The organism is Niallia circulans NBRC 13626 (assembly GCF_001591585.1).
Classification (GTDB): domain Bacteria; phylum Bacillota; class Bacilli; order Bacillales; family Cytobacillaceae; genus Niallia; species Niallia circulans.
Genome location: NZ_BCVE01000001.1, coordinates 408,779 through 428,930, shown reverse-complemented (window position 1 = coordinate 428,930; position 20,152 = coordinate 408,779). Strand labels below are relative to the sequence as shown.

The 20,152-nt window shown below is 35.9% G+C and carries 18 protein-coding genes; 16 read left to right on the top strand and 2 right to left on the bottom strand.

Features of this window, described 5'->3' with window-relative positions:
• From dapB to BCI01S_RS02195, 16 genes are all read left to right on the top strand, one after another.
• Positions 1-801 (top strand): 4-hydroxy-tetrahydrodipicolinate reductase, encoded by an 801-nt coding sequence (gene dapB, locus BCI01S_RS02270; RefSeq protein WP_047940382.1) that lies wholly within the window; start codon positions 1-3, stop codon positions 799-801.
• Positions 802-814: 13 nt separating this feature from the next.
• Positions 815-1,261, top strand: a complete 447-nt coding sequence (gene mgsA, locus BCI01S_RS02265) for a methylglyoxal synthase (RefSeq protein WP_047940383.1) — start codon at positions 815-817, stop codon at positions 1,259-1,261.
• A complete protein-coding gene (gene bshB1 / locus BCI01S_RS02260; RefSeq protein WP_047940688.1) occupies positions 1,251-1,964 on the top strand; it encodes a bacillithiol biosynthesis deacetylase BshB1 in 714 nt (237 codons plus the stop codon). The genes mgsA and bshB1 overlap by 11 nt, the downstream gene beginning before the upstream one ends.
• Positions 1,961-3,115, top strand: coding sequence for an N-acetyl-alpha-D-glucosaminyl L-malate synthase BshA (bshA, locus tag BCI01S_RS02255; RefSeq protein WP_061796497.1), 1,155 nt, complete (start codon positions 1,961-1,963; stop codon positions 3,113-3,115). The genes bshB1 and bshA overlap by 4 nt, the downstream gene beginning before the upstream one ends.
• The gene (locus BCI01S_RS02250; protein WP_061796495.1) at positions 3,099-4,304 is read left to right on the top strand and encodes a CCA tRNA nucleotidyltransferase; all 1,206 of its coding nucleotides are present in this window, start codon (positions 3,099-3,101) and stop codon (positions 4,302-4,304) included. The genes bshA and BCI01S_RS02250 overlap by 17 nt, the downstream gene beginning before the upstream one ends.
• On the top strand, positions 4,289-5,272 hold the full coding sequence (locus BCI01S_RS02245; RefSeq protein WP_047940386.1) for a biotin--[acetyl-CoA-carboxylase] ligase: 984 nt from the start codon (positions 4,289-4,291) through the stop codon (positions 5,270-5,272). Before BCI01S_RS02250 ends, BCI01S_RS02245 begins: the two co-directional genes overlap by 16 nt.
• A gap of 239 nt (positions 5,273-5,511) precedes the next feature.
• Positions 5,512-6,351, top strand: a complete 840-nt coding sequence (gene panB / locus BCI01S_RS02240; protein ID WP_061796493.1) for a 3-methyl-2-oxobutanoate hydroxymethyltransferase — start codon at positions 5,512-5,514, stop codon at positions 6,349-6,351.
• Positions 6,348-7,208, top strand: coding sequence for a pantoate--beta-alanine ligase (panC, locus tag BCI01S_RS02235; protein WP_061796490.1), 861 nt, complete (start codon positions 6,348-6,350; stop codon positions 7,206-7,208). Before panB ends, panC begins: the two co-directional genes overlap by 4 nt.
• 29 nt (positions 7,209-7,237) lie before the next feature.
• Positions 7,238-7,621 carry an aspartate 1-decarboxylase gene (gene panD, locus BCI01S_RS02230; RefSeq protein WP_047940389.1) on the top strand — a complete coding sequence of 128 codons (384 nt, stop codon included), beginning with the start codon at positions 7,238-7,240 and terminating at the stop codon, positions 7,619-7,621.
• A gap of 244 nt (positions 7,622-7,865) precedes the next feature.
• Positions 7,866-10,646: an ATP-dependent DNA helicase DinG gene (gene dinG / locus BCI01S_RS02225; protein ID WP_061796485.1), complete on the top strand. Its 2,781-nt coding sequence runs from the start codon at positions 7,866-7,868 to the stop codon at positions 10,644-10,646.
• Between the two features lie 215 nt (positions 10,647-10,861).
• Positions 10,862-11,335, top strand: a complete 474-nt coding sequence (locus BCI01S_RS02220) for a cell wall elongation regulator TseB-like domain-containing protein (RefSeq protein ID WP_061796482.1) — start codon at positions 10,862-10,864, stop codon at positions 11,333-11,335.
• Between the two features lie 22 nt (positions 11,336-11,357).
• The gene (locus BCI01S_RS02215) at positions 11,358-12,557 is read left to right on the top strand and encodes a pyridoxal phosphate-dependent aminotransferase (protein WP_047940392.1); all 1,200 of its coding nucleotides are present in this window, start codon (positions 11,358-11,360) and stop codon (positions 12,555-12,557) included.
• A 345-nt stretch (positions 12,558-12,902) separates the two neighbouring features.
• On the top strand, positions 12,903-14,198 hold the full coding sequence (asnS, locus tag BCI01S_RS02210; RefSeq protein WP_061796477.1) for an asparagine--tRNA ligase: 1,296 nt from the start codon (positions 12,903-12,905) through the stop codon (positions 14,196-14,198).
• Positions 14,199-14,388: 190 nt separating this feature from the next.
• Positions 14,389-15,099 (top strand): DnaD domain-containing protein, encoded by a 711-nt coding sequence (locus BCI01S_RS02205; protein WP_061796476.1) that lies wholly within the window; start codon positions 14,389-14,391, stop codon positions 15,097-15,099.
• A 283-nt stretch (positions 15,100-15,382) separates the two neighbouring features.
• Positions 15,383-16,039, top strand: a complete 657-nt coding sequence (nth, locus tag BCI01S_RS02200) for an endonuclease III (protein WP_047940395.1) — start codon at positions 15,383-15,385, stop codon at positions 16,037-16,039.
• Entirely contained in the window at positions 16,039-16,554 is a 516-nt protein-coding gene (locus BCI01S_RS02195) for a YpoC family protein (RefSeq protein ID WP_061796471.1), read from the top strand. Before nth ends, BCI01S_RS02195 begins: the two co-directional genes overlap by 1 nt.
• Positions 16,555-16,727: 173 nt before the next feature.
• Here the strand turns inward: BCI01S_RS02195 and BCI01S_RS02190 are convergent, their stop codons facing one another.
• Positions 16,728-19,439, bottom strand: coding sequence for a penicillin-binding protein 1A (locus tag BCI01S_RS02190; RefSeq protein ID WP_061796469.1), 2,712 nt, complete (start codon positions 19,437-19,439; stop codon positions 16,728-16,730).
• Between the two features lie 36 nt (positions 19,440-19,475).
• On the bottom strand, positions 19,476-20,081 hold the full coding sequence (gene recU, locus BCI01S_RS02185; protein ID WP_061796467.1) for a Holliday junction resolvase RecU: 606 nt from the start codon (positions 20,079-20,081) through the stop codon (positions 19,476-19,478).
• Between the last annotated feature and the right edge of the window lie 71 nt (positions 20,082-20,152).

Sequence of the window (20,152 nt, the reverse complement as noted above, 5' to 3'; positions counted from 1 at the left end):
TTGAATAAAGTAAAAATCGTAATCGCAGGACCTAGAGGCAGAATGGGAAAAGAAGCAGTTTATTTAATGGGAAGAACAGAGAATTTTGAACTTGTTGCAGTTTTAGATCATAAGAATGAGGGGAAAAGCTTAAAAGAGATAGAAGGCTTTGCTTCTTATGATGTACCAGTATATACGGATATAGAAAAATGTCTACAAACAGAAAAGCCGGATGTACTTATTGATTTAACAACGCCTGAGTTCGGGATGCATCATGCTAAAACAGCTTTAAGCTATGGCGTTAGACCAGTAGTAGGAACAACTGGATTTACTAAAGAAAACTTAGCCGAATTAGAAAAATTATGTGAAGAAATGAATCGCGGCTGTATCATTGCGCCAAATTTTGCTTTGGGTGCTGTGTTAATGATGAAATTCTCTAAAATGGCTGCACGCTATTTTGCAGATGTGGAAATTATGGAAATGCATCATGATCAAAAACTGGATGCACCATCTGGAACTGCTGTAAAAACAGCCGAGCTTATTGCGGAAGTAAGAGAAAGCAAAAAACAAGGTCATCCAGACGAAAAAGAGACCATTCCAGGAGCAAGAGGCGCAGATTTTGATGGAATGAGAATACACTCTACACGTCTGCCAGGCTTAATTGCCCATCAACAGGTTATGTTCGGATCAGATGGAGAGTCATTAACCATTAGACATGATTCTTATAATCGGGCTTCCTTTATGTCAGGTGTTAAATTTGCAGTAGAAGAGGTATTAAAGGTAAATGTATTGATATACGGTTTAGAAAATATTATGGAGTAGGAGTGGAATTAGGATGAACATTGCTTTAATTGCTCATGATAAAAAGAAAAATGACATGGTTGCTTTTGTTGTTGCTTATAAAAATATATTTGCAAAGCATACTTTATACGCAACTGGAACAACAGGTGGTAGAATTCAAGAAGCAACAGGGTTAGATGTACATCGTTTTCATTCAGGACCACTCGGCGGTGATCAAGAAATTGGCTCTTATATTGCTAATAATGATATGGATATGGTTTTTTTCTTTAGAGATCCTTTAACAGCACAGCCTCATGAACCTGATGTTACAGCATTAATCCGTTTATGTGATGTTTATTCTGTTCCTCTAGCAACAAATATGGGAACTGGAGAAGTATTAATTCGAGGACTCGAGCAAGGTGACATAGATTGGAGAAAGATAGTTCATGGAAAGACAGAACCAGTGGCAAAAAAATTCACAGAAAAACTCAATGATAACTGATGAAATAGATATACTCGCTTTTGGTGCTCATGCCGATGATGTAGAAATCGGCATGGGTGCAACTATTGCAAAATATGCCGCACAGGGGAGAAAGATTATAATTTGTGATTTAACAGAAAGTAATCTTTCTTCAAATGGCACAGTACAAAGACGTAAACAAGAAGCGGAAAAGGCAGGAGAAGTCTTGGGGATTGCTGAAAGGATTACATTGCAGATTCCTGATCGAGGTTTATATCTAGAAGAAAATGCTATAAAAAAAGTAGTGGAAGTGATTCGTACATACAAACCAAAGTTAGTGTTTTCCCCTTATTGGGAAGATAGACATCCAGATCATGGAAATTGCACCAGAATTGTGAAGGAAGCAGTCTTTTCAGCAGGTATAAAAAACTATCGGGTTGGAAATACATCAGCGCATAAAGTACAGAATCAATACTATTATATGATAAATGGTTTTCATAAACCTGATTTTGTTATTGATATTAGCGATTATATGGAGCAAAAGCAAGCTAGTTTAAATTGTTATCAAAGTCAATTTGTTAAAGGCGAAAACAGTGTGGAAACCCCATTAACAAATGGTTATATTGACACAATAGAAGCAAGAGAAAAACTGTTTGGCAAAGAAGTTGGTGTGATTTATGCAGAAGGATTTATAAAATCTAAGCCAATATTATTAAATCAAGATTTATTAGGTGGAGACAAATGAAAAAATTAAAAATCGGCATTACCTGTTATCCAACAGTTGGCGGATCAGGAGTTATTGCAACAGAATTAGGAAAGATGCTGGCTGAGAGAGGACACGAAATTCACTTTATTTCTTCCAGTATTCCTTTTCGTTTAAATAAAATGTATCCGAATATTTATTACCATCAAGTGGAAGTAAATCAATATGCTGTTTTTCAATATCCGCCATATGATTTAGCATTAAGCAGCAAAATGGCAGAAGTCATTAATCGAGAAGAGTTAGACTTGCTGCATGTTCACTATGCAATCCCACACGCTGTTTGTGCTATATTAGCAAAACAGATGAGCAACAGGGACGTCAAAATAGTTACAACGCTTCATGGCACGGATATAACAGTACTAGGATATGATCCATCACTTGCAGCGGGAATACGTTTTGGAATTGAAAAATCAGATCTAGTAACAGCAGTTTCTAATTCATTAATCGCACAAACTCATGAAGTAATTGAGCCAAACAAAGAAATACTCCCTGTTTATAATTTTATTGATGAGCGAATTTATCGTAAAGTCGACGCAAGTCATTTGAAAAAAGAACTGGCAATTTCCGATACAGAAAAAGTTGTTATTCATGTCTCTAATTTTAGAGGAGTGAAAAGAGTTACGGATGTTGTACAAGCATTCAAACAAATCGCAAATCAGATTTCAGCAAAACTATTGCTTGTTGGTGATGGACCGGAAATGTCGAAGGTGACCAAATTAGTGGATGAGCTCCAATTAAGACAAAAGGTATTATTCCTTGGCAAACAAGAGAATTTGGAGGAGCTCTATTCTTTAAGTGATCTCATGCTGCTTCTTTCGGAAAAAGAAAGCTTCGGTTTAGTGGCATTAGAAGCGATGGCGTGCGGGGTTCCCGTCATAGGAACAAATGTCGGCGGTATTCCCGAGGTAATTGTTCCAAATGAGACAGGCTATATTTGTGAACTTGGAGATATAGAAGATATTGCTGAACATTCGATAAAGCTGTTAACGGATGAAAAGAAGCATGCCCAATTTTCACAGCGTTCGATTTCGAGAGTACGAGATTATTTCAAGGCCGATATCATCGTTGACCAATATATAGAGATTTATAAATCTATTTTAGAAACTGGTGAAATGAATGATAAATCCGTTTAAAGAAGCTCTCCCGATTATTAATAAAATCGAGGAAGCGGGTTATGAAGCATATTTTGTAGGAGGAGCAGTTCGCGACCATTTATTAAATAAGCAAATTCATGATATCGATATCGCTTCTTCCGCAACGCCGGAAGAAATTAAATCGATCTTTCCTCACACTATTGATGTGGGGATTGCCCATGGAACCGTGATGGTAATATGGGATCAACATACATATGAAATAACAACTTTTCGAACAGAATCCACATATCGAGATTACCGCAGACCAGAGCAAGTATATTTTGTACGAGAGCTAAAAGAAGATCTAAAACGCCGTGATTTCACCATTAATGCAATGGCAATGGATAAAAACGGCCATGTCATCGATTATTTCAATGGGAAAGAATCCTTAGAAAAGAAAGAAATTAAAACAGTTGGCAATCCGAACGAACGTTTTAAAGAAGACGCGTTAAGAATAATGAGAGGAATTCGGTTTGTGAGTACTTTAGGCTTCCACCTAGAGACAGAAACGCTGAATGGCATTAGAAATAATCGACAGCTGCTTTCAAAAATAGCGGTAGAGAGAATAACCGCTGAATTTGAAAAACTATTACATGGTCCATGGTGTTTGGAAGCTTTAGAAATTATGGTAGAAACTAAGATGTATCAAATTTTACCGATGCTATCCTCAGAAGAAAAAGGGATTTCTAAATTCGCAAAATTACCGCTGACCAAGCTTGAATTGCAAGAAAAATGGGCTGTTTTACTTTTATGTCTAGGAAGGAAGGAGAAGCACCAGATAGAATTGTTTTTGCGAGCATGGAAGTTATCGGTCAAGCAAATAAAGGCTATTCAAAAGCTAATATATTGGATGCTGCAAAGAGAACAGATGACTAATTGGTCTAATCAGGCGCTGTATTTTGCTACATTATCTGTTGCGGTTAGTGTGGAAAAAATGTATCAACTTTTAAAAAATAACGAGGTAAACATAGATATTGTTCATCTAGAAGAAAGGTATGAGAAGCTGCCGATTAAATCAATGGAAGAACTTAAAATTGGCGGAAACGATCTATTAAGCTGGACAGAAAAAAAACCTGGTCCGTGGATAAAAGATGTTCTCTCCTTAGTGGAAAGGAATGTCGTAGAAGAAAAGCTTTCTAATGACAAGCAATTAATAAAGGAGTGGCTGAAACAATGTCATCAGATATAAGAAAAGGATTAATTGAAGCCTTTACTAATAACCCTGATCAATATTTATCTGGTGAATCGCTAGCAGAACTTTTAGGGTGTTCGCGAACAGCCATTTGGAAACATATTGAGTCATTGCGAAAAGATGGCTTTATATTAGAAGCTGTCCGCAAAAAAGGCTATCGAATTATCAGTTCACCAGAAAAAATTGTGCCGGATAAAATTTTTTTTGGCTTAAATACGAAGTACATGGGAAGAAATATTCATTTTGAAGACTCGGTGGATTCTACTCAAACTATTGCCCAGAAACTTGCGCTGGAGGGAGCAGAAGAGGGAACATTAGTGATAGCAGAAGAGCAATTAGGGGGCAGAGGACGGTTAGAAAGAAAATGGCAATCACCTAAATATAAGGGAATATGGATGAGTCTTATTTTAAAACCGAACATTCCGATAATGAGAGCGCCGCAGCTGACATTGCTGACAGCTGTTGCAGTCGTCCAAGGAATTCATGAAGTAACTGGGGTGCAAGCAGATATTAAATGGCCAAATGATCTTTTATTGCATGGAAAAAAACTAACAGGCATCTTAACAGAAATGCAAGCAGATAGTGATAGAGTTCATTCGTTGATCATCGGAATAGGAATTAATGTGAATCAGCAGCTTGAGGACTTTGAGAAAGATCTCCAATCAAGTGCCACTTCTATTTATCTAGAAACACAAAAGAGCTGGGATCGGGCAGAACTTATCCAAGGAATCATGCTGCAGCTGGAAAAATTATATCAGCTTTATTTAGAGAAAGGTTTTTATCCAATCAAGCTTCTGTGGGAAAGCTATTCGGTGAGTCTAGGACAAAAAGTGACGGCTAATACGCTGAATGGAAGCATAGTGGGACTTGCAAAGGGTATTACAGAAGATGGTGTTTTGCTACTTGAAGATGAGCAAGGTGTTATGCATTCGATTTACTCTGCGGATATTTTGTTGGAAACGTAATTTGCCCATAGTCAGGATAGAGAAATATTTGTTATAATGCTTTTGTCGGGCAGTATCTTAATGAACTGCACCAGTTTGTTTGAATGTGCATAAACCATAATTTAATCTGCCTAGATCCACAATTGGACAAGGACAGAGGGATGAAAATAGACATATAAAACAATCCTTCTATGCTTTGTAGAAGGTTTTTTTTTCGTTTAAAGCCATTCCCTCTTCCTATTTAAAAGGAGGAAAACTTAGTGAAAGCAACAACTGATTTTATCAAAATGAAGCAGAAGGGTGAAAAGATTACGATGCTCACCGCATATGATTACCCTTCTGCTAAATTAGTTGAACAAGCAGGAACAGATTTAATATTGGTAGGGGATTCCTTGGGAATGGTTGTACTTGGATATAATTCTACCGTTCCAGTAACAATGGATGATATGATTCATCATGGAAAAGCGGTTAAACGCGGTGCTGAAGATACGTTTATCGTCATTGATATGCCGTTTATGAGCTATCATTTATCTCGTCGCGATACTTTATTAAATGCAGCAAGCTTGATCCAAGAAACAGGTGCAAATGCAGTAAAACTGGAAGGCGCAGACGATGTAATTGAACAAATCAACTATTTAACAAATGCTGGTATTCCAGTGATGGCGCACTTAGGTTTAACCCCTCAGTCAGTAGGTGTCTTAGGTGGTTATAAAGTACAAGGAAAAAGTTCGGATGAAGCGAAGCGGCTTATGGATAATGCATTAAAATGCCAAGCGGCAGGAGCTTTTGCGATAGTATTGGAGTGTGTGCCGATGCAAGTTGCTAAAGAGGTGAGTAAGAGACTGGATATTCCTACAATCGGTATCGGAGCTGGAAGTGAAACAGATGGGCAAGTTCTTGTTTATCACGATTTGATCACATATGGTGTGGATCGAGTTGCAAAATTTGTAAAACAATATGCAAATGTCAATGAAGCTATTTCTCTTGCAATCGATCAATATATTTCTGAAGTGAAAATGGGGACCTTTCCAGAAATGAAGCATAGCTTTCAGATGAAAGCGGAAGAAATAAAAAGCTTATATGGAGGAAACACCCAATGAATATCCTCACAAATCCAAAGCAATTACAGGATATAACTACTTCGTTACAAAAGAATCAAGTAACCATTGGCTTTGTGCCGACAATGGGGTATCTACATGAAGGACATCGAGCACTGCTTAAAGCTGCAAGAGAACAAAATGAAATTGTTATTATGAGTGTATTTGTCAATCCACTGCAATTTGGGCCAAATGAAGATTTTGCCTCCTATCCAAAAGATTTTGAACATGATAAACAAGTGGCAATGGAAGAAGGAGTAGATTATTTATTTCATCCATCTGTGGAAGAAATGTATCCAGGGCAAATGTCTGTGACTGTTAAAGTGGAAAAACGCACGAACTGTTTATGTGGTAAGTCAAGACCTGGTCATTTTGATGGAGTAGCAACTGTATTAACGAAGTTATTTCATTTAGTTCAGCCGACGAATGTTTATTTTGGTAAAAAAGATGCACAGCAAGTCGCAGTGGTAGATGGATTAATAGAAGATTTTCATTTTCCTATTAATCTAGTTGCGGTTAATACGGTAAGAGAAGAAGATGGCTTAGCAAAGAGTTCTAGAAATGTTCGCCTTACGCCAACCGAAAGGCAAGAGGCAGGTATTTTATATAAAGCTCTTAGTATAGCTAGAAGTGAATTAATAAAAGGAACTGCAGATAGAGAAACATTAAAAAATTCTATTATTGCTTTCATTGAAAGAGAGTCAAGCGGCAAGGTTGACTACTTTGAGATATTATCCTATCCCCAATTAGAGACATTAAAGGAGCTAAATGGGAAGATTATTATTGCGATTGCAGTCCAATTTAGTAAAGCAAGACTAATAGACAATATAATTTTTGAATTAGACAATGCATCTAGATAAACATATGACTATAATGGAGGGTTATCCTTATGTTTCGGATAATGATGAACGGAAAAATCCATCGAGCTACTGTAACAGAAGCAAACTTAAATTATGTTGGCAGTATTACAATTGATGAAGATATTTTAGATGCGGTTGGAATGGTAGCGAATGAAAAAGTTCAAATTGTAAATAACAATAATGGTGCAAGATTAGAAACATATATTATCCCTGGTGAAAGAGGAACTGGGACGATTTGTTTAAACGGTGCAGCCGCAAGATTAGTTCAAGTAGGAGATATTGTTATTATCATTTCTTATTGTTATGTTTCAAATGAAGAGCTTACCCAGCATAAGCCTAAAGTAGCGATTATGGATGAAAACAATCGTATTACAACTATTCTTCAGCAAGAACCAGAGAAAACAGTGCTATAACAACAGGAAAAACTTAAAACCAAAATAATTATATAAATATTGCTTAATATGTACGTATATGATTCGGATTTCTATTTGGTTGGAATATTTATGTTCCAACCTTTTTTTCGTTTATTTTTCTCTAAAGTGTAAAAGTAACGAAAAAAAAGCACAATAAAAGAATCATTACATAAAACAGGAACATCTTTCCCTTTTTTCATTTTTATGATACCGTTTGATTGACTGAAAGTTTGAGGTGGACGTAATGAGTAACAAATTTGTAGTAGTTGATTTGGAGACAAACGGTAATTCTCCGAGAAAAGGGGATCGAATCATACAGTTTGCAGCGGTGGTTATAGAGAATGGGAAGATTGTTGAGGAGTACTCTTCCTTACTTAATCCTCTGCAGCCGATAACTCCGTTTATTGAAGAATTAACTGGAATCACAGATGAAATGGTGGAATCAGCACCAATTTTCGAAGAAATAGCAGACAAAATTGTTCATTTATTAGAAGATGCTTATTTTGTTGCACATAATGTTTTATTTGATTTATCTTTTTTAAATGAAGAGCTAGAACAGGCAGGTTGTAGACAATTTTATGGCCCTATCCTTGATACAGTCGAACTAGCAAGGATTTTATACCCTACAGCAGACAGTTATAAATTAACAGACCTTGCCGCACAGGAAGGGATTGTCCATACAAGACCACATCAGGCTGATAGTGATGCTTATGTGACAGCAGAACTATTGCTTTTATTGCTAAAGAAACTGAATGCACTGCCTCAAGTTACGACAAAGCAATTAGAATTTCTAAGTTCATCGCTAAAAAGCGATTTAGATATTTATTTACAAACATTACTTCAAGAGAAACAATCAAAAGTTGAGTATATACCTGAAAGCTGGGAAGTATATCGTGGATTAACACTTAAAAGACTACCTAATAATTTGATTAATAGCCAAAGTAAAGATTATACCGTTTCTTTTGATGTAAATAATGTTGAAAAACGAATGAAAGATACTTTGTCTTTTTATCAAAAAAGAGAAGGACAGCTAGAAATGATGAATGCCGTTCATCAAGCACTAACAAGTAATCAGCATGGGCTTATTGAAGCTGGTACCGGTGTCGGAAAGTCTCTTGGTTATTTAGTGCCAGCAGCTTATTTTTCGATAGAGAATAAAGAGCAAGTTATTATTAGTACATTTACAACTCAGTTACAGGAACAACTGTTTCATAAAGACTTGCCTTTGCTTAAAAGAATTCTTCCGTTTCCTATTACTTATACGCTTTTAAAAGGCAGAAATCACTATATTAGTTTAGATAAATTTGAAATATCTCTAAAGGAGCAAGAGGATAACTATGATATTGTTTTAACAAAAATGCAGATTTTAGTGTGGTTAACCGAAACCGAAACGGGAGATAAAGATGAATTAAATTTAACAAGCGGTGGAATAAATTATTGGGAAAAAATAAAAAATGACGGAAATTTTTCATTACCAATTTCAAAAGAATGGGCCCAGAAGGATTTTTATCGGAGAACCCGGAATGCTGCTCAAAAGGCTAATATGATTATTACGAATCATGCTTTGCTTGTAAAAGATCTAACAGCAGATCAACATTTGCTTCCATCTTATCATTATGCCATTATCGATGAGGGCCATCATTTTGAAAAAACAGCTACTAAGCATTTTGGTTTCCGCTTTTCATATGTAGCCGTACGATTAAGTATCAATGCGATTGGGACGACAGATCAAAAGCAGCTTATGTATCATTTAGAACATTTGCTAGGTGATTTATCTCTAACGGAAAAAGTGGAATTCAATCAATTTATTTTATCGTTACATGTAGAATTAGATGAACTGTTTCGTGCTGTTCTACGTTATGTGAAAAAAACAAATCAGTCAAGTAAAGAAGGAAAAGGCAGCTACCGTTTAAAGAAAACCGAAACAGGAGATTGGAATGCAGTCAAAAGCGTTGCAGAGAGAATGGTTTTTCTATGGAAGGATGGAAGAAACGCGCTTGGAGAGAAAGTGCTTCGATTAAAAGAGCAAAATAGAAAATTTAGCTCTTCGCAAATGCTTGTAGTTGAACGAATTGAATCGATATTAAATGACTGGCAAATATATATTAATCATTTGCGAGAGATGTTTTTGCGTGAAGGAGACAATATAGCCTGGTTGGAAGCAGATAAGAAAAGTTTTCCTAATAATGCTGTTTTGTATACACAGCCATCTTCTGTTGCAGAACCTTTACAGAATCGTTTTTTTAATCAGAAACAAAGTATTGTTTTTACCTCCGCAACTATAACTGTAAATAATTCATTTGATTACTATTTGAAAGTTTTAGGGCTAGGGAAAAACCAGTTAGAGGTTCAAATTGATTCCCCATTTAAGTATGAGAAACAAGTACAGCTGCTTATTCCAACAGATGTACCCGAAGTGAATACAGTCTCATTAAATGAGTATGTATCGACTATTGGCGAACAAATCATTAATATCGCGCAAGCTACAAAAGGGAGAATGCTTATTCTTTTCACTGCAAATGATATGCTGAAAAAGACATATGATTACATGAAAGAAAGTGGCTGTCTAGAAGAATATGCTATTTTGGCCCAAGGAATTACTAATGGAAGCCGAATGAGATTAACACGTAATTTTCAACGATACGATAAGGCGATATTATTGGGAACAAATAGTTTTTGGGAAGGCATTGATATTCCAGGAGAAGACTTAACCTGCCTAATTATTGTTAGACTTCCCTTTTCTTCACCAGAAGATCCTTTAACAGAAGCGAAAAATGAACGCATTAAGAATGAGGGCGGAAATCCGTTTTTAGAAAATAGTCTTCCAGAGGCAGTTTTGCGATTTAAACAAGGATTCGGAAGATTAATTCGTACAGAAGAAGATAAAGGATTTATAATTGTATTTGATCGGCGCATTGTTACCACTTCTTATGGGGAAACATTTTTAAAGTCTATTCCTGCTGTACCAATTAAGCAGCAAAATAATGCCAAAATGGTCGAGTTTATTGAAAAGTGGCTGAAGTAGAAGTAGATAACCCTTCTGTTATCTTATTAATGCAGCTTGCATACACATCAACTTTTAAAGGAACAGAATTTCTGTTAAAAAATAGAAAAGGAAGTGGATGCAGGCTGGTCATTTCTAGAAAAAACTACTGATTATTAGTATTATTATTTCTTTCTGTTTATAAATCCTGTTATAATAACCTATGTATAAAATATTGTATTAAAGAAGTGATGAAAATGAAGAAATGGATTTGGATAATTGTCGTTGTTGTTCTTATTGGACTAGCTGTAAGTATTAATACATATGTTCAAGCGATGAAGCCTGTTAAATTTGCAAGGGAAGTAGCGGAAGATATTGCTAAGAAAGAAGTCGATTTGAAAGAAGTCGACAACTTTCAATTATATAATGGCAAGGAAGCCTATTATATTTTAGAAGGTAAAAACGATGATAATAAGGATATTATTGTTTGGATTAATGAAAAAACCCATAAAGTTACCGAGAAATTGAAAAAAGATGGGCTGACCAAACAAGAAGCGCTTAATATATTATTATCGAAGCAGACGCCAGAAAAAGTCAATCATGTGCGTTTAGGAATGTATGATGGCATACCGGTATGGGAGATCTATTCTCATACAAATAAAGACTCCATAAACTATCATTGGATAGACTTTGAAACAGGAGAAATTCTTTTAACAATTGAAAATTATTAACCAATAGGAGTGGTAAATAACAATGAAAATTCAGTTAGCACAAAGAGTGAATGCATTAACTCCATCAACAACTTTGGCCATTACTGCAAAAGCAGCTAGTTTAAAAGCAGATGGTCATGATGTGATCGGTTTAGGAGCTGGAGAGCCTGATTTTAACACTCCTCAAAATATTATTGACGCAGCAGTTAGAAGCATGAATGAAGGACATACAAAATACACTCCAGCATCAGGTTTACAAGCATTAAAAAAGGAAATTGCAGCAAAGTTAAAGCGAGATCAACAGCTGGATTATGAAACAAATCAGATTATCGTCACAAATGGAGCAAAACATGGATTATATACTTTGTTCCAAGTAATTTTGGACAAAGGAGACGAAGTTATTATCCCTACGCCTTATTGGGTTAGTTATCCAGAACAAGTGAAGCTGGCAGAAGGAGAGCCTGTTTTTATTAAAGGTTATGAATCAAATGAATTTAAGATTACCCCAGAACAATTAAAAGAGGCTATTACTTCCAAAACGAAAGCAATCATTATCAATTCACCAAGTAATCCAACTGGAATGATCTATACAGAAGAAGAATTAAAAGCAATTGGGGAGATTTGTCTAGAACATAATATTTTAATTATATCTGATGAAATTTATGAAAAGTTAGTTTATGGAGATAACAAGCATGTATCAATTGCTTCTTTATCCCCTGAGCTGAAGAAAGCCACTATTATTATCAATGGGGTTTCAAAATCTCACTCCATGACTGGCTGGAGAATTGGCTATGCAGCGGGTTCTAAAGAAATTATTACAGCGATGACAAATCTAGCGAGTCACAGTACTTCAAACCCGACGACACCATCTCAGTATGCAACGATAGAAGCATATGCAGGCCCGCAAGATTCAGTCGAAGAAATGCGTCAAGCATTTAATAAGCGCTTAGATATTATTCATGAAAAATTAAATAATATTCCTGGGTTTTCATGTCTAAAACCCCAAGGAGCGTTTTATCTTTTCCCTAATGTGCAAAAGGCTGTAGAATTAACTGGATTTAAGTCTGTAGATGAGTTTTCAACAGCTTTATTAGAAGAGGCATTAGTAGCAGTTGTTCCAGGTTCAGGATTTGGAGCAGATAGCTACATCCGACTATCTTATGCAACATCACTTGAAAAACTAGAAGCAGCAGTAACGCGAATGGAGCAATTTGTCGAAAAAAAAATAGTCGTTAACAAGTAAAGTTTTATTAGTAGAGTATGCCCACAAAGATACTATTTCTTTTAGGGCATTCTTTCTTTTTCTGTTATTTATTTTTGAAGAGAAATTGACCGGAGTAGGATTAAATAAAAGAAAAGTCGTTGTATACGCTAATATTATCCTGGAAGGTGATCGATAGTGTTGATTGTCTACAGATGTAAAGGTATAATGTTTTGGTAGAATATTTTTTATGGTGTAGAATGATTTCTATTAAATCTGCTACTATGAGTAGAATCAATCGGTCGTTAATCCCATTTATTTTTCTATAGGGTGTACCGAAGTATCTATTTAAGTACATATATTTATTTGTTTTTGGAGGAGTTAATCGTGATTAAAGCAACTATTGCCGAGTTACCAAAATATGTTGATAAAGAGGTTAAAGTAGGCGCGTGGATTGCCAACAAGCGTTCTAGCGGAAAAATTGCCTTTTTACAACTTCGCGACGGATCAGGATTTGTACAAGGAGTTATTGTCAAAAGTGACGTAGCAGAGGAAGTTTTCCAAACAGCTAAATCAATTACTCAAGAATCATCTGTATATGTTACTGGTACTGTTCAAAAGGATGAACGTTCTCCGTTTGGGTATGAGTTATTAGTAACAAATATTGAATTGATTCATACTTCAACAGATTACCCGATAACGCCAAAAGAACATGGAACAGAGTTCTTGATGGATAATCGTCATTTATGGTTACGTTCTAAGCGCCAGCATGCAGTAATGAAAGTAAGAAATGAAATAATTCGTGCAACATATGAATTTTTTAATGAAAACGGCTTTGTAAAAGTCGATCCACCAATTCTGACAGGAAGTGCTCCTGAGGGTACAACAGAACTATTTGCAACTAAGTATTTTGAGGAAGATGCTTATCTGTCACAAAGTGGACAACTTTATATGGAAGCAGCTGCAATGGCTTTAGGAAAGGTGTTTTCATTTGGCCCTACATTCCGTGCCGAAAAATCTAAAACTCGTCGTCATTTAATCGAGTTTTGGATGATTGAGCCTGAAATGGCATTTGTAGAGTTTGATGAGAATTTAGAAGTTCAAGAACAATACGTATCATATGTTGTTCAATCTGTGTTGAAAAATTGTCAGCTTGTGCTTAACACTTTAGGAAGAGATGTTTCTAAATTAGAGAAAATCACTGCTCCTTTCCCTAGAATAAGCTATGACGATGCAATCACATTCTTACATGAAAAAGGCTTTGATGATATCGAATGGGGAGATGACTTTGGGTCTCCGCATGAAACAGCGATTGCGGAAAGTTTTGATAAGCCTGTGTTTATCACACATTATCCAACTAAAATTAAACCTTTCTATATGCAGCCAGACCCTGAAAGAGAAGATGTTGTCCTTTGCGCAGATTTAATTGCTCCAGAAGGCTATGGTGAAATTATTGGTGGTTCTGAGCGTATCCATGATATGGATCTATTAAATAAACGTGTAGAAGAGCATCAGCTAGATCCAGAAACATACAAATGGTATCTAGAACTAAGAGAATATGGTTCAGTACCTCATTCTGGTTTTGGTCTTGGATTAGAAAGAACAGTTGCTTGGATTACAGGAGTGGAGCATGTTCGTGAAACGATTCCATTCCCAAGATTATTAAATCGTCTATATCCTTAATCAACAAGGGTAGAAAATACGGAAAGTTTAGGAGGAAGACCTCACAGCGAATACACAGTGTGAGGTTTTCATCTTTGATAACATTCCTTGTTTTCTCCCTTCTTCTTTTTGTTAACTATTGCTAGGTTTGGGTGATTTTCATTATTACATGCTTATTGCCAACATGATATACTTAATTAGAGGTGTCCTTATGAATAAAACAATTTTTTTAAAATGGCTGCAAGAAGGGAATGTAAATATTCCTTCCACACTTCTAACACATTATAAACATTTAAAAATAAATGAAAAAGAATTAGTTCTTTTACTGCAAGTACATTATTACTTAGAACGAGGGAAGGATTTTCCGACCCCTGCAGAAATAGCTGCGCAAATGACGATAGATATTAATGAATGTCATGAATTATTGAGTCAACTTATCCGCAAAGGCTTTATCGACATATTAGATGGAAATAGTGATACTGGAATCCGATTTGAGAGATATTCATTAGAGCCTCTTTGGAATAAATTAATTGAGCAATTTCTCCTAAATAATAAAAAAGAAGAAGAAGCTTTAATAGAAAAAGAAGAATCAGATTTATATACTTGTTTTGAAAGAGAATTTGGAAGACCATTGTCTCCTTTTGAAATTGAAACGTTAAATATGTGGGTTGACGACGATCAGCATGAAATAGTAATTATAAAAGCAGCGCTTCGGGAAGCTGTGATTTCAGGTAAATTAAATTTTCGTTATATTGACCGAATCTTGTTTGAATGGAAAAAGAACGGAATTAAGACAATCGAGCAAGCAAAGAGCCATGGGAAAAAGTTTAGACAGCATCAATCTGTTGGTTATAAAGCAGAACAATCAGAAGAATCTTCTAACAACAAGACTGTGCCATTTTATAATTGGTTGGATCAATAATCTTTTGATGGAGAAGAAGGATGTATAGGCAAAAATGAGCAGGAGGCTCCTTTTTTCTTTCCTCCTGAGTACTAATTGTTCTTCCTAATATAGGATAAAAAGTAGCATACTTGTGTAAAAAAGCAACATTGAAAGCTAGGATTGTCACTAGAATAACGTTTAGACTTTCATTAAAACATCTATCAAATAGAAAGATTTCTTAGGTAGATAGATGTTAGTCTTACTATTCTTAGGATGACCCTTTTTTTTATAGAGAGTAAGTATATTCATTTCGGAGGATCACATGTTAAAAAAAGATGAAATTAGATATTGTCTAGATACGATGGGAGAGATGTTTCCAGAAGCGCATTGTGAATTAGTTCATTCTAATCCGTTTGAATTAGTGATTGCCGTATCATTATCTGCCCAGTGTACCGATGCCCTTGTTAATAAGGTAACAAAAAATTTATTTCAAAAATATAAAACACCAGAAGATTATTTGAGTGTTCCCTTAGAAGAATTACAGAATGATATTCGTTCGATCGGCTTATATCGAAATAAAGCCAAAAATATTCAAAAACTATGCCAAATGGTTTTAGACAAATATAATGGGGAAATACCAATGGATCGGGATGAACTGATTAATTTACCTGGTGTCGGAAGAAAAACGGCTAATGTCGTTGTTTCTGTCGCTTATAATATTCCCGCTATTGCTGTTGATACACATGTGGAGAGAGTTAGTAAGCGATTAGGTTTTTGTCGTTGGAAAGACTCCGTTTTAGAAGTAGAGAAAACACTTATGAAAAAAGTTCCCAAAGAGGAATGGTCTGTAACGCATCATCGTATGATCTTTTTTGGAAGATATCACTGTAAAGCTCAAAACCCGCAATGCGAGGCTTGTCCACTACTAGCATTGTGCCGAGAAGGGAAAAAGAGAATGAAGACGAAGGGGATAGTCTAATGGCTAACAATCAATTAGATGCACTACCTGAGCTTATATATGGACCGTTCCCAGCTGTAAAGCAATTTCCTAGTATCGCTCCGGATAGCTTTGAACTAATGCCAGCTTTTTTGCATGAGGCTAATTACTATCATAATAAGGTAGTTTATCAGCCATGGAACAAAGCAAACTTTTCTGAGTGTGTAAAATTGGTTTTTGATAAGTGGAGACAGCTTAAACAGGAAATACAATTATTTGTGAAAGAAAGAGATTCTAATAGGCTTCAACAAGGACTAACGATTGGAGTGGAATACTTTTTAGAATGTTTATATTGGGTTAACGAAAAACCGGTCACATTTAAAAATGGTTTAGTAGATCCTAGTTTAGAAGTAAAACCTTTCAATTTAGAAGATCGACTTCAGTTTATATTAAAAAGATTAAATGGTTATCATTCCTTTAAACAGCTGGATGAGCTATATAAAGAATTAGAAAAACAGTTTGCGATTAAATTAGTAAGATTAAAGAGAAGCAATTAAATAGTAGAAAAAGCTGGAACATAAATGTTCTATCAAAAAAACCCCAACCAATTATACGGAGGTGATAACTTTGTATAATTGGTTGGGTTTTTTATTCATTAATAAAAGAGGTCAGGTTAATTTAACTAATTATTTAACAGGGGGAGGGAAGTCCCCGCTGTTGGAAGTTCGTTTTATTGAGAATCATTTTGATTTTGTTCTCTATTACGGTTCTGGTTCTGGTTCTGGTTCTGGTTAGGTTCATTACTATTAGGATGATTATTTTGTCCAGTATTATTGTTACCAGTATTGTTATTATCATTATTGTTATTGTTATTGCCATTGTTGTTCTCGCCATTATTACCATTGTTATTGCCATTGTTGTTATCTTGATTGTTGTGATTTTCATCCCCATTGTCTGAGTCATCATTGTCGCCATTATCTTGATTGTCCTCAGAATCTTCGCCGTTAGGATCGTCTTGCTTATCCTCGTCATCTATTGTCTCATTCGGTTCCTCTGGCGGCTGTTCCTCAATTTTTTCTGGTACAGTAATACTAGCAGACGCAGGATCACTTTCTTGATCACCTTTAATTGCTTTTACGGCGAAGTTATAGGTGCTGCCAGGAGTAGGTTTAGCGATTTTTAAACTTGTGTCAGAAGTGACAGTTAATTGCTCACTAGCTCCACCATCTACACTGACGCTGACATCAAATTTAATGCCATCTTTTTTGCCATAATTCCAAGATAAGTCAATTTCATCACTGTTTTCATTATAACTAGCTTTTACTCCATTTGGTGCATCTGGTTTATTATATTTCTGTGATACCTCATTAAGAATATTTCCTTTTACCGCATATTCGGTCAGTATTTGACTACTTGGTGTATAGGAACTTGCTAACCGCGCCGGATAGGTTCCTTTCTCAATTTTAACGGTTTCCACACTATCTGGTTTCTTGAAATCCGCTGTTTCTACCCCTTCAGAAATATGTCCCATGACAGCTTTGAAAATTTGTTGGGCAACTTTCTGATTAGCACCAGGCGTGAGTGGATTTTTTCGTTCCGTATATCCGGTCCATACAGCCATGGTGAAATTCGTTGTGTAACCAGCGAACCAGGCGTCAGGAACACTTTTAGAATTCGTTATGCCCCATTTAGTTCGTTCTTCTTGTGAATAGTTGGTTGTTCCTGTTTTACCAGCAACAGGCAATCCAGGAATATTTGCAAGTTTTCCTGTTCCATCGCTGCTTGTAAGAACGCCTTTTAGCATATCAGATATAAGGAATGCTGTATAATCCTGCATGACAACTTTTGATTTAGGTTCCATATTTATCTTTGTACCATCTTTTAATTTAAAGGATCGCACAGCATGAGGTGCATTATATACTCCTTCATTACCAAAGGCGCTATAAGCTCCAGCCATTTCTAGTGTGCTAGCTTCAAACGCTCCGATTGCATATGATTCATATGCTTCCTCAAGCGGGATACCAAGATTCACGGCAAATTCTTTAGCATTTTCAGCACCAACAGCTTGGAATGCTTTAAGAGCAGGGATATTTCTTGACATTTCTAACGCTTTTCGCATAGTCATAGAGCCTTTATAGCTGTTATCCCAGTTGCTTATCGGTGTTCCGTCTGAATAGGTACTGCGTTCATCTACGATTGTTTGATAAGTACCCCATTTTAAATGTTCAATTGCTGGACCATAATCTAAGATTGGCTTAGCTGTTGATCCTGGCTGGCGCTTCATATCTGTTGCATAGTTTGTGCCTAGCTTTACTTCAGGATCACGATCTCCGCCAAGTGCTAAAATACCGCCTGTTTTTGTATCCAACAATGTAATTCCAGCTTGGAAATCTTTGTCAGGGAAAGGAACGATTTCTCCTTCATACATTAATTTTTCCACATATTCCTGAGCTTTCTGATCCATTGTTGTATAAATTTCTAATCCATCTGTAAATACATTAACATCCGGATATTTTTTCTCAATTTCGGCAATAACTTGTTTTATAAATGGATCAAATGGCAAGTCATTTGATTTACGTTTTTCTTTTGCCACTAATGTATCTTCCACAGAAGTCTTTTGAGCTTTTTCCATTTCCGCTTTAGAAATATAGCCATGCTGGTGCATTAAAGATAAGACGATATTACGTCTTTTCTCTGCTCTTTCCGGATTATTAAACGGATTATACGCATTTGGCGCCTGTGGCATTCCTGCTAAGAGGGCAGCCTCAGGTAAGGTTAATTCATCTAAGCTTTTATCAAAATAGACTCTGGCTGCGGTTTTCACGCCGCTCATATTTTCAGACATAAAGATTTTATTGACATACATTTCAAATATTTCTTCTTTTGAGTATTTCCGTTCTAATTCAAGAGCCAGCCATGCTTCTTGTGCTTTTCGGCTTAATGTTTTTTGCGGCTGGTTAAAGAAGAAGTTTTTCACTACTTGCTGTGTAATCGTACTTGCTCCTTCAGAACCAAACCCATCTCGGAAGTTTGCAATAACAGCTCCGCCTAGGCGAATAGGATCAATTCCATGATGCTTAAAAAATCGCGAATCCTCGGTTGCGATAAACGCATCTTTCACTAAATCAGGTATATCTTCATAGTTTACATAGTCCCGATTTACGGCACCTACTTTTGCTATTTCTTTGTCATTTTTGTCATAGATAGTAGAAGAAATAGGATCCTTTAATGTCTCAGGATTTAATTCAGGTGCGTCTTTTACCATAATAGCAAAGGTCACACCACCGGCAATAATGCCGATAATGCCGATTGTTAATAAAATAAGCAGAACGCGCTTAAACAAATTCATGCCGCTTTTTTTCTTTGCTTTTTTAGGAGCTTTTTTCTTAGAGGCTTCAAGTTGTTTACGGCGCTCCTCTCGCGTTTGATATTTATCTGTCATAATTATTCCTACCTTTCTTTCTAAAAACAAAAGGAATTAGTTAAAATCATAAATAGTATCGATTACTTTTATATAGTCAATTCGAGGTCGGTAACCTAGGCTGATGGAATGACCATTGCTTTCTAATTCTTGTTTTGTAATCGATTTTCTTCCCCCATTTATCATTCTTTCCCAAAATACAAATAGTTTTTCTGCATCTAAATAGAATATTTCATTAGTTTCAGAAAAGGAGATAATGACAAAGCAAATTCCTTGTTGCTCACATACCAACCGCATATGCTTGATTTGGTGTTCATGGAAGTTATTCAGCGGAAAGGAAGTTGTATGCTTCGTTTCTTTCGCTTCAAAGTCAATATATTTACCTCGATAAACACCATTATAGTCTGTAGTGGAAGCTTGTTTAAAATAGGCTTCTTTTATTACAGCAGCACTTCTTTTAGGGTAATCGACTTGGACTATTTGAACAGGCGTCGGCTTTTTATGTATGACTGCCTTTCCAAATTCTAAATAGTATTTATTGGTTTCGTTCAGATCATCCTCTAGTGTCATACCTCGATTACTATAATTTACCTTTTGGGGCGGCTTGGTATGTACGTTTTTTAAAGGAGTGTACCTTTTCCCATTTGGATAATGAATCTTCATTTTTTCACCTCACAAAGATTCTTTCAAAGTATAACTTATTGCAATCAACAAACAATAATACCATAAAGCGT

Excerpts from the sequence above, each read along its gene's own strand:
- mgsA (WP_047940383.1), top strand. The coding sequence starts at position 815 with ATGAACATTGCTTTAATTGCTCATGATAAAAAGAAAAATGACATGGTT.
- bshB1 (WP_047940688.1), top strand. The coding sequence starts at position 1,251 with ATGATAACTGATGAAATAGATATACTCGCTTTTGGTGCTCATGCCGAT.
- bshA (WP_061796497.1), top strand. The coding sequence starts at position 1,961 with ATGAAAAAATTAAAAATCGGCATTACCTGTTATCCAACAGTTGGCGGA.
- BCI01S_RS02250 (WP_061796495.1), top strand. The coding sequence starts at position 3,099 with ATGATAAATCCGTTTAAAGAAGCTCTCCCGATTATTAATAAAATCGAG.
- BCI01S_RS02245 (WP_047940386.1), top strand. The coding sequence starts at position 4,289 with ATGTCATCAGATATAAGAAAAGGATTAATTGAAGCCTTTACTAATAAC.
- panC (WP_061796490.1), top strand. The coding sequence starts at position 6,348 with ATGAATATCCTCACAAATCCAAAGCAATTACAGGATATAACTACTTCG.
- panD (WP_047940389.1), top strand. The coding sequence starts at position 7,238 with ATGTTTCGGATAATGATGAACGGAAAAATCCATCGAGCTACTGTAACA.
- dinG (WP_061796485.1), top strand. The coding sequence starts at position 7,866 with ATGAGTAACAAATTTGTAGTAGTTGATTTGGAGACAAACGGTAATTCT.
- BCI01S_RS02220 (WP_061796482.1), top strand. The coding sequence starts at position 10,862 with ATGAAGAAATGGATTTGGATAATTGTCGTTGTTGTTCTTATTGGACTA.
- BCI01S_RS02215 (WP_047940392.1), top strand. The coding sequence starts at position 11,358 with ATGAAAATTCAGTTAGCACAAAGAGTGAATGCATTAACTCCATCAACA.
- BCI01S_RS02205 (WP_061796476.1), top strand. The coding sequence starts at position 14,389 with ATGAATAAAACAATTTTTTTAAAATGGCTGCAAGAAGGGAATGTAAAT.
- nth (WP_047940395.1), top strand. The coding sequence starts at position 15,383 with ATGTTAAAAAAAGATGAAATTAGATATTGTCTAGATACGATGGGAGAG.
- BCI01S_RS02195 (WP_061796471.1), top strand. The coding sequence starts at position 16,039 with ATGGCTAACAATCAATTAGATGCACTACCTGAGCTTATATATGGACCG.
- BCI01S_RS02190 (WP_061796469.1), bottom strand. The coding sequence starts at position 19,439 with ATGACAGATAAATATCAAACGCGAGAGGAGCGCCGTAAACAACTTGAA.
- recU (WP_061796467.1), bottom strand. The coding sequence starts at position 20,081 with ATGAAGATTCATTATCCAAATGGGAAAAGGTACACTCCTTTAAAAAAC.